We start from the raw sequence: 17,696 nt of genomic DNA, 5'->3' as shown, positions 1-17,696 counted from the left end.
TACCGGTGAGTCACAAAGAAGAGTGGGTTGCTCCGACTGTCCGCAAAGAGGGGTGGAACCGTCATGACCGGCTCACGTGTCGTCGCGCTCGGGCACTACCAGCCTGCCAAGGTGCTCACCAACGAGGACCTCGCGGAGCTGGTCGACACCAGCGACGCGTGGATCACCAGCCGGGTCGGGATCAAGACCCGTCATGTGGCGGGTCCCGAGGAACCCGTCGACGAGCTGGCCGCGCACGCCGGCGCCAAGGCGCTCGCCTCGGCCGGGCTGACGCCCACCGACATCGACCTGGTGCTGGTCGCCACGTCCACCGCGATCAACCGCTCGCCGAACATGGCGGCGCGCGTCGCCGCCCGCCTCGGGATGACCTCGCCGGCCACGATGGACCTCAATGTCGTCTGCTCGGGCTTCACCCACGCCCTGGCCACGGCCGACCACGCGGTACGGGCCGGAGCGGCCACCAGGGCCCTGGTCATCGGCGCCGACAAGATGGCCGAGATCGCCGACTGGACCGACCGCTCCACCTGCGTCCTGGTCGGCGACGGCGCTGGCGCGGCGGTCGTCGAGGCCTGCGCGGACGACGACAAGCCCGGAATCGGCCCGGTGCTGTGGGGTTCGGTGCCTGAGCTGGGTCACGCGGTACGGATCGAGGGCACGCCCCCGCGCTTTGCCCAGGAGGGCCAGTCCGTCTACCGCTGGGCCACCACCCAGCTGCCGCCCATCGCCCGCAAGGTGTGCGAACGGGCCGGTGTCACGCCCGAGGAGCTGGCCGCGGTGGTCCTGCACCAGGCGAACCTGCGGATCATCGACCCCGTCGCGCAGAAGATCGGCGCGATCAACGCGGTCATCGCCCGCGATGTCGTCGAGTCCGGCAACACCTCCGCCGCGAGCATCCCGATCGCGCTGTCCAAGCTGGTGGAGCGCGGCGAGATCGTGTCCGGCGCCCCGGTCCTGCTGTTCGGCTTCGGCGGGAACCTGTCGTACGCGGGCCAGGTCATCAGCTGCCCGTAGGCAGGCCCCAGGGCGACAAGCTCACCCCCGCATCGCGGCGCGAGCGTGACGAGGATCTCCGCATGGCTTCGATGGTGCTTGGTAGACTGTAGACGATAGCCAATCTCTGGTTGGCTTCTCCGACACAGGAGGGGGACCGCGATGTTGTCCGCAGGACTGCCGCAGGGAGCCGTGCCCAAGCTGGAGAGGCCGGGTCCGTTGCGTGAGCGGGTCTACGAGGCCCTGCTCGAACTCATCACGACCCGTTCGCTGCGACCGGGCCAGCACCTGGTGGAGAGCGAGCTCGCTGGACACCTCGGGGTGTCCCGTCAGCCCGTGCGCGAGGCGCTGCAGCGGCTCAACACCGAGGGATGGGTCGATCTGCGGCCCGCGCAGGGCGCGTTCGTGCACGAGCCCACGGAAGAAGAGGCCGACCAACTCCTTTCCGTACGCACACTCCTTGAGGCCGAGGCCGCCCGGCTGGCGGCCGCCAACGCCGGGTCCGCCCAGATCGCGGCCCTCGAAGAGCTGTGTGACCGGGGCGAGCAGGCCGTCATGGCGGACGACGTGGATCTGACCGTAGCCGTCAACGCCCAGTTCCACGCCAAAATCATGGAGTTGGCGGGCAATCTTGTCCTTGCCGAACTGGCCGGCCGGGTGGACCGCCGGGTCCGCTGGTACTACACGCCCGTGGCCCGCCAGCGCGGCAAGCAGTCCTGGATCGAGCACCGCGAGCTGATCGCCGCGATCTCCGCCCGTGACGAGCAGCGCGCCACCGAGGTCATGCGGGCCCACACCGAGCACACCCGCACCACCTATCACGAGCGCGAGGCGTGAAAACGACCGTCTGAAGCCCTCCGAGACCCGACTTTGTCCTGGGTGTGGAGAAAGTCGGGGCAGATTCCTGCGCAACTTCTTCCCACTCCCGGCAGCCGCTGCTACGTTCCCCTCCAAAGCACGACGGAGAACAGTCGATGAGGCAGGGAGGGGCACGTGAGGCGCATGACGGCTCGACCCGCGAACGCGCATCAGGCGCGACTGCTCCGCCTCTTGCGTGACGGGGGTCCCAACTCCCGTGCGCAGCTCGGCGATCAGGTTGACCTCTCGCGCTCGAAGCTAGCCGTCGAGGTCGACCGGCTGCTTGAGACAGGGCTGGTCGTGGCCGACGGTCTCGCCGCCTCGCGCGGCGGACGCCGGTCGCACAACATCAGACTCGCGCCCGCCCTGCGCTTCCTGGGCGTCGACATCGGGGCCACCTCAATCGATGTGGCCGTCACCAACGCCGAGTTGGAAGTGCTCGGCCACCTCAACCACCCCATGGACGTACGCGAGGGGCCGGTCGCCGTCTTCGAGCAGGTGCTCGCGATGGCGGCCAAGCTCAAGGCGTCCGGCCTCGCGGAAGGCTTCGACGGAGCCGGCATCGGAGTGCCGGGCCCGGTCCGCTTCCCCGAGGGCGTGCCGGTCGCACCCCCGATCATGCCGGGCTGGGACGGCTTCCCCGTACGTGAGGCACTCAGCCAGGACCTGGGCTGTCCCGTCATGGTCGACAACGATGTGAACCTGATGGCTATGGGGGAGCAGCACGCGGGCGTCGCCCGCTCCGTGGGCGACTTCCTCTGCATCAAGATCGGTACCGGCATCGGCTGCGGCATCGTCGTCGGCGGCGAGGTCTACCGCGGTACGACGGGCAGCGCCGGCGACATCGGCCACATCCAGGTCGAACCGGACGGCCGGGCCTGCGCCTGCGGCAACCGGGGCTGCCTGGAGGCCCACTTCAGCGGCGCCGCGCTCGCCCGTGACGCCGAAGAAGCGGCCCGCGCGGGCCACTCCGTCGAACTGGCCGCCCGGCTCGACGCGTCCGGACGCCTCACGGCCGCCGACGTCGCCGCCGCCGCGGCGGCCGGCGACGCCACCTCCCTCGACCTCATCCGGGAAGGCGGCAACCGCGTCGGCCAGGTCATCGCCGGCCTCGTCAGCTTCTTCAACCCCGGGCTCGTGGTGATCGGCGGGGGAGTGACCGGCCTCGGCCACACACTCCTGGCCAGCGTCAGAACCCAGGTCTACCGACGGTCACTTCCCCTCGCGACCGGCAATCTGCCCATCGTCCTGGGCGAGTTGGGGCCCGCCGCCGGAGCGATCGGCGCGGCCCGGCTCATCAGTGACCACCTGTTCTCGCCGGCCTGACCCCAACAGGCCGACGACGTAACGCCGAAAGGCGCGCACCGCCCCGCACCACCGCACCCTGCTTTGCCCTGCCCGCCCACAGTCCGGCCTCACCCGCCCGCAGCCGACCAGGCGACGGCGCGAGGCCGGCACCGCCCGGCCGCACCCGCCGAGGGGATCCGTCATGGCACCGACGCAAGCAGCTCCACCTTCTCCACCGTCACTTCTCACGATGTCCGCCATCACCAAGTCGTTCCCGGGCGTGCGCGCCCTCGACGGCGTCGACCTGGAGGTCAGGGCGGGCGAAGTCCACTGCCTGCTCGGTCAGAACGGCGCCGGCAAGTCCACCCTCATCAAGGTGCTCGCCGGAGTCCACCAGCCCGACGACGGCGAAATCACCTGGCAGGACAGGGCAGTGACGCTCAAGTCGCCGATCGCCGCCATGCGTCTGGGCATCGCCACCATCTACCAGGAGCTCGACCTGGTGGAGGGGCTTTCGGTGGCCGAGAACATCTTCCTCGGACACGAGCCGACCGTCGCGGGCTTTGTCGTGAAGGGCCGGACGGCCAGGACCTCGGCCACCGCCCTGCTGAAGCGCCTCGGCCACCCCGAGATCGACGCGGCCGGCCTGGTCGGATCGCTCTCCGCCGCCCAGCAGCAGATCGTCTCGATGGCGCGAGCGCTCTCCCACGACGTACGTCTGATCGTGATGGACGAGCCGTCCGCCGCCCTGGACCCCGACGAGGTCGACAACCTCTTCCGGATCGTGGCGACACTCACCGCCGACGGGGTCGCTGTCGTCTACATCTCCCACCGGCTTGAGGAGATCCGCCGCATCGGTGACCGGGTGACCGTCATCAAGGACGGCCGCACCGTCGCGGTCGGACTGCCGGCCAAGGACACCCCCACCCGCGAGATCGTGGCCTTGATGACCGGCCGCGACGTCGAGCATGTCTTTCCCCAACGGCCCTCCGAAAGCGTCTCGTTGAGCGAGCCGGTGCTGCGCGTCGAAGGCCTCTCCCGGGACGGCGAGTTCGCGCCGCTGGACCTGGAGATCCGCGCCGGGGAGATCGTCGGCCTCGCCGGACTCGTGGGGTCGGGGCGCTCCGAGATCCTGGAGACCATCTACGGCGCACGCAAGGCGACCACCGGCCAGGTCATCGTCGCCGGGACCCGGCTGCGTACCGGCAGCGTCCGCGCCGCGGTCCGGGCCGGCGTCGGGCTCGCCCCCGAGGAGCGCAAGGCCCAGGCCCTGCTGATGCTCGAATCCGTCACCCGCAATGTGTCGGTCTCGACCCTGTCGCGTTTCTCGCGCGGCGGCTGGCTGGACCGCGGGAAGGAGCGCGCCGCCGCCCAGGCCGCGACCCGCGAACTCTCCCTGCGCCCCGACAACCCCGAAGCCCGCGTCCGCACCCTCTCCGGGGGCAACCAGCAAAAGGCCGTGCTGGCCCGGTGGTTGCTGCGCGGCTGCCGCGTCCTGCTGCTCGACGAGCCGACCCGCGGCGTCGACGTCGGGGCGCGCGCCGAGCTGTACGCCGTGATCCGCCGGCTGGCCGACGAAGGCCTCGCCGTACTGCTGGTATCCAGCGAAGTCCCGGAAGTCCTGGGCCTCGCCGACCGGGTGCTCGTACTCAGGGAGGGGCGCGTCGTACACACGGCGCCTGCCCAGGAGCTGGACGAGCACCGTGTACTCGACCTTGTGATGGAAGGGAGCCCGACGCCATGACGCAGTCCTCAACCCCGGCGCAGCACAGTGGGCCGGAGCCCACGGCTGCGCGTCCCCCCGGCAAACAGCGACAGGGGATACGGCCTCCGAAACTGAGACTCGGGCTGCGCGCCGACATCAGGACCCTGTCGCTGGTCGGTGTCCTCGCCGTACTCATCCTGATCGGCGGTATCACAAAGCCGGACGAGTTCCTGGCGACCAGCAACCTCCAACTGGTCCTGATCCAGGCGTCCACCATCGGTGTGGTCACCGTGGGCATGACGTTCGTCATCACCAGCGGCGGCATCGACCTCTCGGTCGGCGCGATCGTCGCGCTGGCCTCCGTCTGGGCCACGACGGTCGCCACCCAGCAGTACGGCTTCGCCGGCATCCTGTTCACCGCCGTGGTTGTCGGTCTGGCCTGCGGTCTGGTCAACGGGGTGCTGATCGCGTACGGCGGCATGGTGCCGTTCATCGCGACGCTCGCGATGCTCGCGGCGGGACGCGGCCTCGCCCTGCAGATCACCGAGGGCAGGACACAGTCCTTGGACCCCGAGTGCTGCTCGTCGGTCCTCGACCTCGGCGGCCGGGACGCGTACATCCTGGGCATCCCGCCCCTCGCCATCATCTTCGTGGTGGTCGCGGCCATCGGCTGGCTGCTGCTGAACCGCACGACGTTCGGCCGCCGCACGGTCGCTGTCGGCGGCAACCCCGAGGCGACCCGGCTCGCGGGCATCGACGTACGCAGGCAGCGGCTCTACCTCTACCTGCTGTCCGGCCTGTGCTGCGGCATCGCCGCCTTCATGCTGATCGTCCTGTCCGGCTCCGGCCAGAACACCAACGGCAACCTCTACGAACTCGACGCCATCGCCGCCGCCATCATCGGCGGGACCCTGCTGAGCGGCGGTCGCGGAACCATCGTCGGCTCGGTGCTCGGTGTCCTCATCTTCACCACGATCACCAACATCTTCATCCTCAACAACCTACAGAGCGCCACTCAGCAGATAGCGAAGGGCGCGATCATCGTCGCCGCGGTGCTCGTCCAGCGCCGCACCGCGTCCTCCGAGCATTAGCTGAGCACCAGCTCAGCACTCGGACAGACCTGCCTGCGCAGAAATACCTGACGACACAGACAAAGGGGTCACTGTCATGCCAGAAATCTCCCGAACCAGTCGCAGAGGACTGCTCTTCGGCACCGCGGCCGTATCCGCCGGCGCCCTCCTCACCGCCTGCACGAGCAACGAGCCGGCCGAGAAGGACAAGGCCGCGGCGAACGACCAGCCCGTCTCCGACGACAAGCCCGGCAAGCAGGTCACCATCGGGTTCGCAGGACCGCAGGCCGACCACGGCTGGCTCAACGCCATCAACGTCAACGCCCGCGAGCGCGCCAAGCAGTACAAGGACGTGACGCTGGACATCACCGAGGGCTCCAACGACACCGCGGCCCAGATAGGCCAGATCGACACCCTGATCAACAAGAAGGTCGACGTACTGGTCATCCTGCCCGCCGACGGCAAGGCCATGACGCAGGCCGGTCTGAAGGCGATGCGGGCCGGCATCCCGGTGGTCAACCTCGACCGCATCTTCTCCTCCCCGCAGGCGTACCGCTGCTGGATCGGCGGCGACAACTACGGCATGGGGCTCAGCGCCGGGAACTACATCGGCGAGCAGCTCAAGGGCAAGGCCGACGCGAAGGTCGTCGAGCTCGCGGGCCTGGACAACCTGGAACTGACCAAGCAGCGCAGCCAGGGCTTCGCGGACGCCCTCAAGAACTACCCGAACATCAAGCTGGTGGCCCGTCAGGCAGCCGACTTCACCGTCGAGTCGGGACAGTCGAAGATGGCCTCGCTGCTCCAGGCGCAGAAGAGCTTCGACGCGCTGTGGAACCACGACGACGACCAGGGAGTCGGCGCGCTGCGGGCCATCGAGCAGGCCGGGCGTGACGAGTTCCTGATGGTGGGCGGCGCTGGCGCGCTCTCCGCCTTCAAGGCGATCAAGTCCGGCAAGGGCGTACTGAAGGCCACCGTCCTCTACCCGCCCACCATGGCCGCCTCCGCGATCGACCTGGCGCGCGCCCTTGGCCAGGGCAAGGGCGTCGGGGGCCTGTCGGAGTTCGAGATCCCGGTCTCCTTGACGCTCTACTCGGCCGTCGTCACCAAGGAGAACGTCGACGAGTACATGCCCACGGGCTTCAGCTGACCGCCCCACCCCCGCCGACCGCCGCACCCCGCCCCCCACCGAGTACTCGACGCGTTCGAGTCCGACAAGGAGGACCCGTATGGCCCGCAGGGAAGAGACCCGGACGGAGCAGGAGGCCGGCGCACCGCCGACGCTCGGCGTCGGGATGGTCGGATACTCGTTCATGGGCGCCGCCCACTCGCAGGGGTGGCGCACCGCGGGCCGGGTCTTCGACCTGCCGGTGCAACCCGTCATGGCGGCCGTCTGCGGCCGTGATCCGCAGGCGGTACGGGCCGCGGCGGACCGGCACGGCTGGGCCGCCGCGGAGACCGACTGGCGGGACCTCATCGCCCGCGACGACGTACAGATCGTCGACATCTGCACGCCGGGCGACAGCCATGCCGAGATCGCCATCGCGGCGCTGGAGGCAGGCAAGCACGTGCTGTGCGAGAAGCCACTCGCCAACTCCGTCGCGGAGGCGGAAGCCATGGCGGCGGCGGCCGAACGGGCGCGCGCCCGCGGCCAGGTGGCGATGGTCGGGTTCAACTACCGCCGGGTGCCCGCCATCGCGTACGCCCGCCGCATGATCGAGGAGGGCAGGCTGGGGGCCCTGCGGCACGTCCGCGTCACCTACCTCCAGGACTGGCTGGTCGACCCGGACTTCCCGCTCACCTGGCGCCTGGAGCGCGAGCACGCCGGGTCCGGGGCGCTCGGTGACCTGGGGGCGCACATCGTCGACCTCGCGCAGTACCTGGCGGGGGAGCCGCTTGCGGGGGTGTCGGGGATGACCGAGACGTTCGTACGGTCGCGTCCGCTCCTCGCCGAGGCGTCCGCCGGGCTGTCCGGCTCGGGGCGGGCGGCCGAGCGCGGAGAGGTGACCGTCGACGACGCGGCGCTGTTCACCGGCAGGCTCGCGTCCGGGGCGCTCGCGTCCTTCGAGGCGACCCGTACCGCCGCCGGCCGCAAGAACGCGCTCAGCCTTGAACTCAATGGCGAGCGCGGCTCGTTGGCCTTCAACCTGGAGCGGCTCAACGAGCTGTCGTTCCACGACCACACCGAGCCCGCCGTCACCGCCGGATTCCGGCGGATCCTGGTGACCGAGGCCGAGCACCCGTATCTGGAGGCGTGGTGGCCGCCCGGCCACGCCCTCGGCTACGAGCACACCTTCGTCCACCAGGCGCGCGACCTGATCCACACCATCGCCAACGGCACCGACCCGGCGCCGTCCTTCGCCGACGGGCTCCAGGTGCAGCGGGTGCTGGCGGCGGTGGAGGAGAGCGCCGAGAAGGACGCCGTGTACACCCCCGTACTCCCCGTACGCCCGTAGGAGGTCGTCAGGTATGGCACGTCCCTTCACCCTCTTCACCGGCCAGTGGGCCGACCTGCCGCTGGAGGAGGTCTGCCGCCTCGCCCGCGACTTCGGCTACGACGGCCTCGAACTCGCCTGCTGGGGTGACCACTTCGAGGTCGACAAGGCCATCAGCGATCCCGGCTATCTCGACTCCCGGCACCAACTGCTCGACAAGTACGGCCTGAAATGCTTCGCCATCTCCAACCATCTGGTGGGCCAGGCCGTCTGCGACAACCCGATCGACGAGCGGCACCAGGCCATCCTGCCCGCCCGCATCTGGGGCGACGGTGAGCCCGAGGGCGTTCGGCAGCGAGCGGCCGAGGAGATGAAGGACACCGCGCGCGCGGCAGCGGCCTTCGGGGTGCGGACCGTCATCGGGTTCACCGGATCGTCGATCTGGCACCTGGTGGCGATGTTCCCGCCGGTCCCGCCGCACATGATCGAGCGCGGCTACGAGGACTTCGCCGAGCGCTGGAACCCGATCCTGGACGTCTTCGACGCCGAGGGGGTGCGCTTCGCCCACGAGGTGCACCCCAGCGAGATCGCGTACGACTACTGGACCACGCAGCGCGCCCTGGAGGCGGTCGGCCACCGGCCCGCGTTCGGGCTGAACTTCGACCCCAGCCACTTCGTCTGGCAGGACCTGGACCCGGTCGGATTCCTCTACGACTTCCGCGACCGGATCTACCACGTGGACTGCAAGGAGTCGCGCATGCGCCTGGACGGGCGCAACGGCCGGCTCGGCTCCCATCTGCCATGGGGCGACCCGCGGCGCGGCTGGGACTTCGTGTCCGCCGGGCACGGGAACGTCCCCTGGGAGGACATCTTCCGGATGCTGCGCTCGATCGCCTACGACGGGCCCATCTCCGTGGAGTGGGAGGACGCCGGAATGGACCGCCTCACCGGCGCCCCGGAAGCGCTTGCCGGGCTGAAGCGCTTCGACTTCGACCCGCCCACCGCCTCGTTCGACGCCGCGTTCGGGGGAAATGATACGTAGTACGCCCAGGTGGGAGCTCGGCGGTGCAGGCCGCCGCCGGGCCTGTCCAGGCTGCCCGGATCCGGCTTTGTCCTGCGCCGGGGGAAAGTTGAAGTTCCCTGCTGCGCAAGGCCTTTCCGATCCGGACGAACGCGGCTACCGTCCCTGAGATGTACAGGACATGAGCGGTTCCGGGGTGACGGCGCACTCCGGATACCGCGATCCGAGAGCCTCACGCCCCGGCGCGGCGCCCGACAAGCACCGTCCGTAAGCACCGTCCGTGAGGCGAGCGCGGCAGTCCCCGCGCGGCACGGCAGCACCCGCCCGTTCAACCGGCTCCCTTCCGGAGGACACTCGTGCACAGACAACGGCTCAGAGCCCGAAAAGCACTCGCCCTTCTCACCGGCAGCCTGCTCGCCGGCGCATCACTGGCCTTCACGGCTCCCCAGACCATCGCCGCCGAGAAGCCCGTCTCGGGCGGCGCCGCCGACTCGGCGGTCGCGGCCGAGGACTTCCAGCAGGTCACCCTCGCCAAGGGCGAGCCCGAGACGGGCGAGCCGATGTCGCTCGCGGTGCTCCCCGACCGCACCGTGCTGCACACCTCGCGCGACGGTGAACTGCGGAGCACCGACGCCGCGGGCAACACCCGCGTCATTGGGGCGATCCCCGTCTACTCGCACGACGAAGAGGGACTCCAGGGCATCGGCATCGACCCGAAGTTCAGCGAGAACCGGCAGATCTATCTCTATTACGCACCCCCTCTGAGCACCCCTGCGGGCGACGCCCCCAATGAGGGCACCCCGGCCGACTTCGAGAAGTTCGACGGCGTCAACCGCCTCTCGCGCTTTGTCCTCAAGGCCGACGGAAGCCTCGACAACGCCAGCGAGAAGAAGGTCATCGACGTCCCCGCCACCCGGGGCATCTGCTGTCACGTCGGCGGCGACATCGACTTCGACGCGCAGGGCAACCTCTACCTGTCGACCGGCGACGACTCCAACCCCTTCGCCTCCGACGGCTTCACGCCCATCGACGAGCGCCCCGGGCGAAACCCCGCCTACGACGCGCGGCGCACCTCGGGCAACACCAATGACCTCCGCGGCAAGATCCTCCGTATCAAGGTGAACGCGGACGGCTCGTACGCGGTTCCCGACGGCAACCTCTTCGCCCCGGGCACCGACAAGACGCGGCCCGAGATCTACGCGATGGGCTTCCGCAACCCCTTCCGCTTCAGCATCGACAAGCCCACCGGCGTCCTGTATATCGGCGACTACGGCCCGGACGCGGGCGCCGCCGACCCCAAGCGCGGTCCGGCGGGACAGGTCGAGTTCGCCCGGGTGACCAAGCCCGGCAACTTCGGCTGGCCCTTCTGCACCGGCAAGAACGACGCCTATGTCGACTACGACTTCGCCACCAAGGAATCCGGTGCGAAGTTCGACTGCGCCAACCTGAAGAACACCTCGCCGTACAACACGGGACTGACCGACCTGCCGCCCGCGCAGGAGGCCTGGATCCCGTACGACGGCGGATCCCTGCCCGAGTTCGGCACGGGCTCGGAGTCCCCGATGGGCGGTCCCGTCTACCGCTACGACGCGAACCTGGACTCGCCGGTCAAGTTCCCCGAGGCGTACGACGGTGACTTCTTCGCCACCGAGTTCGGCCGGCGCTGGATCAAGCGTATCGAGCAGGACGCCGACGGCAACGTCCAGTCCATCAACCCCGTGCCGTGGACCGGCACCCAGGTGATGGACTCGGCCTTCGGCCCGGACGGCGCGCTGTACATCCTCGACTACGGCACCGCCTGGTTCGGCGGGGACGAGCACTCCGGTCTCTACCGCATCGAGAACGCCACCGGCGGTCACTCACCGGTCGCCGAGGCCGCGGCCGACAAGACATCCGGGCAGGCCCCGCTGCGGGTGAAGTTCTCCTCGGCCGGCACCAGTGACTCCGACGGCGACGCGCTCAAGTACTCCTGGGCGTTCGGCGACGGCGGAACGTCGACGGCCGCCAACCCCACGTACACGTACAAGAAGAACGGCACCTACACCGCCACGGTCACCGCCAAGGACTCCACCGGCAGGACCGGCTCCGCGAGCGTGCGGGTCGTCGTCGGCAACACCGCGCCCAAGGTGACGCTGGAGCTGCCGGGCGACGGCCAGCTCTTCAACTTCGGCGACGACGTGCCCTTCAAGGTGAAGGTCACCGACGCGGAGGACGGCGCCATCGACTGCACCAAGGTCAAGGTGACGTACGTCCTGGGCCATGACAGCCACGGCCACCCGATCACCTCGGGCAAGGGCTGCTCCGGCATCCTCAAGACCCCGGCCGACAGCAGCCACGACCCCAACGCCAATATCTTCGCGGTCTTCGACGCGGAGTACACCGACGGCGGGGGCGGCGGCCAGGAGGCGCTGACCACTCACTCCCAGAAGGTGCTCCAGCCCAAGCAGCGCCAGGCCGAGCACTTCTCCAAGTCCAGCGGCGTCAACGTATTCGACAAGGCGACCGCGCACGGCGGCAAGACCGTCGGTGACATCGGCAACGGCGACTGGATCGCCTTCTCGCCCTACCTGGTCGCCGACGCCACCTCGCTGACCGCCCGCGTCTCCTCCGGCGGGACCGGCGGCACCCTGGAAGTCCGCACCGGCTCACCGGACGGCAAACTCATCGGCTCCACCGTCGTCCCGGTGACCGGCGGTTGGGACACCTTCCAGGACGTCACCACCACCATCAAGAAGCCCCCGGCCAAGAGCACCACGCTCTACCTGGTGTTCAAGGGCGGCGACGGCGCCCTCTACGACGTGGACGACTTCATCTTCTCCACCGCCAAGAGCGACGCCACACCCAAGAAGCGGCTCCTGGTCTTCTCCAAGACCGCGGGCTTCCGCCACGACTCCATCCCCGAAGGCGTCAAAGCCCTCAAGGAACTCGGCGCGCAGCGCGGCCTGGCCGTCGACGCCACCGAGGAGGCCCAGCAGTTCACCCCGCAGAACCTGGCACGCTACGACGCCGTGGTTTTCCTCTCCACGACCGGTGATGTGCTGAACGCCAACCAGCAGACGGTCTTCGAGCAGTACGTCGCGGACGGCGGCGGCTACATGGGCGTCCATGCCACGGCCGACACCGAGTACGACTGGAAGTTCTACGGAGGCCTCGTCGGCGCCTACTTCGACTCGCACCCGCAGATCCAGCCGGCGACCGTACGCGTCGAGGACCACGACCACCCCGCCACCGCGCACCTGGAGAACAGCTTCCAGCGCACCGACGAGTGGTACAACTACCGCACCAACCCGCGCGAGCAGGCCCGCGTCCTGGCCACCCTCGACGAGACCACCTACACCGGCGGCAACATGAAGGGCGACCACCCGATCGCCTGGTGCCAGCCGTACGAGGGCGGGCGCTCCTTCTACACCGGCGGCGGCCACACCAAGGAGTCGTACGCCGAACCGGCATTCCGCAAGCACCTGTTGGGCGGAATGCTGTACGCCGCCGGGATCGCCAAGGCCGACTGCCGTCCCTCCAAGGACTACCGGCCGCTCTTCAACGGCGAGACCCGAGAGGGCTGGAAGCAGGCGGGCCCCGGATCCTTCGAGATCAAGGACCGCACGCTGAACTCCACCGGCGGCATGGGCCTCCTGTGGAACCAGTCCAAGGAGCTCAAGTCGTACTCCCTGAAGGCCGACTGGAAGATGACCGGCGACAGCAACTCCGGGATCTTCGTGGGCTTCCCGGCCTCCGACGACCCGTGGTCGGCCGTCAACAAGGGCTACGAGATCCAGATCGACGCGAGCGACGCACCGGACCGGACCACCGGCTCCGTATACGGCTTCAAGGCCGCGAACATCGCCGCACGCGACGCCGCGCTCAACCCGCCCGGCGAATGGAACAGTTATGAGATCCGGGTCGAGGGAGAGCGGCTCCGCGTCTTCCTCAACGGGGTGAAGATCAACGACTTCACCAACACCGACCCCGCCCGCAGCCTGGCCCAGGGGCACATCGGCCTCCAGAACCACGGTGCGGACGACAAGGTCTCCTTCCGCAACATCAAGGTCAAGGACCTGCCCGCGAAGGCGGGCACTCCCTAGACCCGCAGGAGACCCGCAGGACCGGCGGCGGGCGGGAGCACGCCGAGCCCCGCCCGCCGTCTCTGCTACCAACTTCTTCGTATTTCTCCATCTCAAGAATTTTTGGCAGGGAGGCAGCCCGTGATCACCGGCCGCGACGAGACAAACACATCCACGGCACGAACCGGAGTGTGGTTCGTCGGAGCACGCGGCTCCGTCGCCACGACCGCCGTCGCGGGCTGCGCCGCCCTCGCCGCGGGACTCCATCCGGCCGAGGGAATGGTCACCGAGACACCTCCCTTCGCCCACAGCGGCCTGCCGTCCCTGCCGTCACTCGTCTTCGGCGGACACGACACCATGAGCTGCCCGCTGCCCAAGCGGGCCGAGGCGCTGGAGACCGGTGGCGTCCTGCCGCACGGCCTGGCATCGGCGGTACGCGCCGAACTGGCCGAGGCCGACCGGGAGATACGGACCGGAGGGCCGCTGGCCGGGGAGACCCGCAGCGACGAGGAACTCATCTCGGCCTTCACCGAGGACCTCCGCGACTTCGCACGGCGCCGGCGACTCGACCGGGTCGTCGTCGTCAACGTCGCCTCCACCGAACCGGCCCCCGACGACCAGGCCCCGTCCCTGCCGGCGAGCTCCCTGTACGCGGCGGCCGCATTGCGGGCCGGCTGCCCGTACGTCAACTTCACCCCCTCCACCGGGCTGCGCGCCGCAGCCCTCCAGGATGCCGTTGCGGCGAGCGGACTTCCCCACGCGGGCCGCGACGGCAAGACGGGCCAGACGCTGCTCCGTTCCGTGCTCGCCCCGATGTTCGTGCAGCGTGCCCTGACCGTACGGGCGTGGTCCGGCACGAACCTGCTCGGTGGTGGGGACGGGGCGGCGCTGGCCGACCCGGCCGCCGCGGCTGCGAAGAACGCGGGCAAGAACCGCGTCCTTGCCGAGACGCTCGGGGCGCTGCCGGAAGGCGAGGTGCACATCGACGACGTGCCGGCGCTCGGCGACTGGAAAACGGCCTGGGACCACGTCGCCTTCGACGGATTCCTCGGCTCCCGGATGATCCTCCAGACGACCTGGCAGGGCTGCGACTCGGCGCTGGCGGCGCCGCTGGTGCTGGACCTGGCCAGGCTGGTGGCCCGCGCGCACCAGGTGGGCATCTCGGGGCCGCTGCCCGAGCTGGGCTTCTACTTCAAGGATCCGGACGGCGGACCTGCGGCGCTGGCCGAGCAGTATGTGGCGCTGCTGTCGTTCGCGGACCGCCTGGGGGAGGCCCGATGACGCCCGGCCCGACAAGGAGCAACCCCCTGGGCGCATGGGCGGAACTCCTTCGGGTCTCGGCACTGTTCACCGTGCCGGGCGACGCCCTGGCGGGCGCGGCCTCCCTGGGCGTACGCCCCCACCGGGGCACCGCGCTGGCCGTCGGCGCTTCGCTGTGCCTGTACGAAGCGGGTATGGCCCTCAACGACTGGGCGGACCGGGACGAGGACGCGGTGGACCGCCCGCACCGCCCGCTCCCCTCGGGCCGCATCACCCCGGGTGCGGCCCTGACCGCGGCGACGGCCCTGACGGCAGTCGGCCTCACCCTGGCGGCCGGGGCGGGCCGCCAGGCGCTGGGGGTCGCGGGCGCTCTGGCCGCCACGATCTGGGCGTACGACCTCGGCCTGAAGCACACCCCGGCAGCCTCGGCCACCATGGCGACGGCCCGGGCGCTCGACCTGCTCCTGGGCGCGACGGCAACGGCGGCGGGGCTGCCGACGCGACCGACCACTGTGCGGAGGGACGCTGGACGCCCGGGAGGTGTGCGGAACGCGCTGACCGCCGCGGCGATGCTCGGCGCGCACACCTACGCGGTGACGGCGGTGTCGCGGCGCGAGGCGCACGGCGGGTCGACGGCGGTGCCACTCGCCGCCCTGGCCACGGCCGCGCTGCTGGCGGGCGTGGCCGGCCGCACACCTCCGGGGCGGCCGCACCGGCCGATCAGGTCGGTGGGTGCGGACTCCGGCTCCGCTCCCCACCGGGCCATACGTATGGCCGCACACCTCGCAACCCCCGCCGCCCTCGCGGCCGTCGCCTACTTCCGCACCGCGGCCACACCTCTGCTGCACGCCGCGCTCAACCCGTCCCCGCCCCTCACCCAGCGTGCCGTCGGCGGCGGGATCCGGGCCATGATCCCGCTACAGGCCGCACTGGCGGCGCGCGGCGGGGCGGTCGGCACCGGGGTCGCGCTGATGGGACTCGTACCGATCGCCCGGAAGCTCTCGCGGAAGGTCAGCCCCACATGAGCCGCACCCCGGACACGGCCCGCTCCTCGGACACGGCCCGCACACCACAACGGGGCGGCACGCAGGACCCGGCCGCCACCCCACTACCTGGCGGCACCCAGACCTCTGGCGGCACCCAGCCCCCTGGTCGCACTCAGGAGCCGGGCGGCGCACCGATCCGCTTCGGCTACGGCACCAACGGGCTCACCGATCTCCGCCTCGACGACGCACTCTCCCTCCTCGCCGACCTCGGCTACAACGGGGTCGGGCTGACCCTCGACCACATGCACCTCGACCCGCTCGCCCCCGAACTCGCCGCCCGCACCGCCCAGGTGGCGCGCCGACTGGCGCAGCTCGGCCTCGGTGTCACCGTCGAGACGGGCGCACGGTACGTCCTGGACCCGCGCCGCAAGCACGGCCCGTCACTGATTGACCCGGACCTCGAAGGCCGCACCGCCCGAGCCGAGTTGCTCATCACAGCTGTGCGGGTCGCCGCCGATCTGGGCGCCCACGCCGTGCACTGCTTCAGCGGGATCGTCCCCGAGGGGACCCCACCCGAGACCGCCTGGAAGCGGCTCGCGGAGTCGATGGCACCCGTCGTCGACGCCGCTGCCAAGGCCGGCGTACCGCTCGCCGTCGAGCCCGAGCCCGGTCACCTCCTCGCCACCCTCGCCGACTTCCACCAGCTGCGCCGCGCCCTCGGCGATCCCGACCCCCAGCTCCTCGGCCTCACGCTCGACATCGGCCACTGCCAGTGCCTGGAACCCGCCTCGCCCGCCGACTGCGTACGCGAGGCCGCACCCTGGCTGCGGCACGTACAGATCGAGGACATGCGCCGCGGGGTCCACGAGCATCTGCCCTTCGGCGACGGCGAGATCGACTTCCCGCCGATCCTGCGAGCCCTCACCGACACCGGCTACCAGGGCCTGACGGTCGTCGAACTGCCCCGCCACTCCCACGCGGGCCCCGACCAGGCCGAACGGTCGCTGCGCTTCCTGCGCCGAGCCGAGGCGGAGGCCCACACCGCCCCCGCACCCCATGCCGGGCCCGAGTCGCCCACCGCACCCGCACCCGCACCCGCACCCCCAACGCACCCCGAAGCGGACGCGCACCCGCACCCCGCCCGCCCCGCCGCAGCCGCAGGAGGCGCGTCGTGCTGACCGACCTGATCCACAGCGCGACGGCGACCACCCCCGCCCTGCAATCCGCACTCGAAGCCCGCCTGGGCGTCGCCGGCCGCGCCTGGCTGCACGAGGCACTGGCCGAGGCACTGGCCGAGGCCGCGTCACCCGGGCCGGCCGACGACCGTGCCCAGTGGGCCCTCCCGGCCTGGGAGATCCGCTTCGCCGAGGCCGGCCGCCACTGCCACCCCGCCCCGGACCCGGACGCCGCCGCCCTCGACGGACCCGACCTCACGGACGCGGCCCGCGTGCTGCTCCTGCATGCCGTGGGTGCCGACCACACCACCGCAGACCGGCTCTACGCCCACGGCACCGCCGCCGAACGACGCGCCGTCCTGCTCGCGCTGCCCCACCTGAGCGGCATCGGCGCCGACGCCCTGCCCCTCGTCGAGGACGCGCTGCGCACCAACGACACGCGTCTGGTCGCCGCCGCCGTGGGCCCGTACGCCTTCGAGCACCTGGACCAGCACGCCTGGCGGCACGCCGTACTCAAGTGCCTCTTCACCGGCGTCCCGGTCGCTGCCGTCGACGGCCTCGCCCTGCGCGCCCAGGCCGACTCCGAACTGGCCAGGATGCTCCGCGACTACGCCGAAGAGCGCACGGCCGCAGGCCGCCCGGTCCCGGACGATCTGCACCGCGTCCTGTCCCTCACGGCCCTAGGGTCTGCCTGGAGTTTCCCGTCTGCGCCCCGGCGCCCGGCACGCACGCCCGGCGCACGGCGTCGCTGGACAGGTGGCTCCGCCACATGACCAGCGACGCCGCACGCCGATCGCACGCACCAGACGCCGCTGCGCCCGCGCTTCGCGCGGACGACGGGAAACTCCAGA

General features: G+C 70.7%; 13 protein-coding genes. All 13 read left to right on the top strand.

Annotation, left to right across the window (positions count from 1 at the left end):
- The first annotated feature begins 63 nt into the window (after positions 1 to 63).
- The 13 genes from ABCR94_RS29520 to ABCR94_RS29460 all read left to right on the top strand — a co-directional run bounded on the left by ABCR94_RS29520 (position 64) and on the right by ABCR94_RS29460 (position 17,618).
- Complete coding sequence (locus tag ABCR94_RS29520; protein ID WP_347123420.1) at positions 64 to 1,011, top strand: beta-ketoacyl-ACP synthase III; 948 nt, start codon at positions 64 to 66, stop codon at positions 1,009 to 1,011.
- 141 nt (positions 1,012 to 1,152) lie between these two features.
- Positions 1,153 to 1,827, top strand: coding sequence for a GntR family transcriptional regulator (locus ABCR94_RS29515; RefSeq protein WP_347123419.1), 675 nt, complete (start codon positions 1,153 to 1,155; stop codon positions 1,825 to 1,827).
- A gap of 165 nt (positions 1,828 to 1,992) precedes the next feature.
- Positions 1,993 to 3,174 carry an ROK family transcriptional regulator gene (locus tag ABCR94_RS29510; protein ID WP_347123418.1) on the top strand — a complete coding sequence of 394 codons (1,182 nt, stop codon included), beginning with the start codon at positions 1,993 to 1,995 and terminating at the stop codon, positions 3,172 to 3,174.
- 211 nt (positions 3,175 to 3,385) lie between these two features.
- A complete protein-coding gene (locus ABCR94_RS29505; RefSeq protein WP_347123417.1) occupies positions 3,386 to 4,879 on the top strand; it encodes a sugar ABC transporter ATP-binding protein in 1,494 nt (497 codons plus the stop codon).
- Complete coding sequence (locus tag ABCR94_RS29500) at positions 4,876 to 5,931, top strand: ABC transporter permease (RefSeq protein ID WP_347123416.1); 1,056 nt, start codon at positions 4,876 to 4,878, stop codon at positions 5,929 to 5,931. The genes ABCR94_RS29505 and ABCR94_RS29500 overlap by 4 nt, the downstream gene beginning before the upstream one ends.
- A 76-nt stretch (positions 5,932 to 6,007) precedes the next feature.
- A complete protein-coding gene (locus ABCR94_RS29495; protein WP_347123415.1) occupies positions 6,008 to 7,057 on the top strand; it encodes a substrate-binding domain-containing protein in 1,050 nt (349 codons plus the stop codon).
- A gap of 79 nt (positions 7,058 to 7,136) precedes the next feature.
- Positions 7,137 to 8,363, top strand: a complete 1,227-nt coding sequence (locus ABCR94_RS29490; RefSeq protein WP_347123414.1) for a Gfo/Idh/MocA family protein — start codon at positions 7,137 to 7,139, stop codon at positions 8,361 to 8,363.
- A 13-nt stretch (positions 8,364 to 8,376) separates the two neighbouring features.
- On the top strand, positions 8,377 to 9,384 hold the full coding sequence (locus ABCR94_RS29485) for a sugar phosphate isomerase/epimerase family protein (RefSeq protein WP_347123413.1): 1,008 nt from the start codon (positions 8,377 to 8,379) through the stop codon (positions 9,382 to 9,384).
- A 335-nt stretch (positions 9,385 to 9,719) separates the two neighbouring features.
- On the top strand, positions 9,720 to 13,445 hold the full coding sequence (locus tag ABCR94_RS29480) for a ThuA domain-containing protein (protein WP_347123412.1): 3,726 nt from the start codon (positions 9,720 to 9,722) through the stop codon (positions 13,443 to 13,445).
- Positions 13,446 to 13,565: 120 nt separating this feature from the next.
- A complete protein-coding gene (locus tag ABCR94_RS29475; RefSeq protein ID WP_347123411.1) occupies positions 13,566 to 14,705 on the top strand; it encodes an inositol-3-phosphate synthase in 1,140 nt (379 codons plus the stop codon).
- Positions 14,702 to 15,709 carry an SCO3242 family prenyltransferase gene (locus ABCR94_RS29470; protein ID WP_347123410.1) on the top strand — a complete coding sequence of 336 codons (1,008 nt, stop codon included), beginning with the start codon at positions 14,702 to 14,704 and terminating at the stop codon, positions 15,707 to 15,709. The genes ABCR94_RS29475 and ABCR94_RS29470 overlap by 4 nt, the downstream gene beginning before the upstream one ends.
- Positions 15,706 to 16,848 (top strand): sugar phosphate isomerase/epimerase family protein, encoded by a 1,143-nt coding sequence (locus ABCR94_RS29465; protein ID WP_347123409.1) that lies wholly within the window; start codon positions 15,706 to 15,708, stop codon positions 16,846 to 16,848. Before ABCR94_RS29470 ends, ABCR94_RS29465 begins: the two co-directional genes overlap by 4 nt.
- Positions 16,842 to 17,618, top strand: coding sequence for an EboA domain-containing protein (locus ABCR94_RS29460; RefSeq protein ID WP_347123407.1), 777 nt, complete (start codon positions 16,842 to 16,844; stop codon positions 17,616 to 17,618). Before ABCR94_RS29465 ends, ABCR94_RS29460 begins: the two co-directional genes overlap by 7 nt.
- The last annotated feature ends 78 nt before the right edge of the window (positions 17,619 to 17,696 follow it).

The sequence above is a fragment of the Streptomyces changchenzhani genome, assembly GCF_039766235.1.
Classification (GTDB): domain Bacteria; phylum Actinomycetota; class Actinomycetes; order Streptomycetales; family Streptomycetaceae; genus Streptomyces.
The sequence above is the reverse complement of the archived record's forward strand: the minus strand, read 5'-3'. Positions and strand labels throughout refer to the sequence as shown.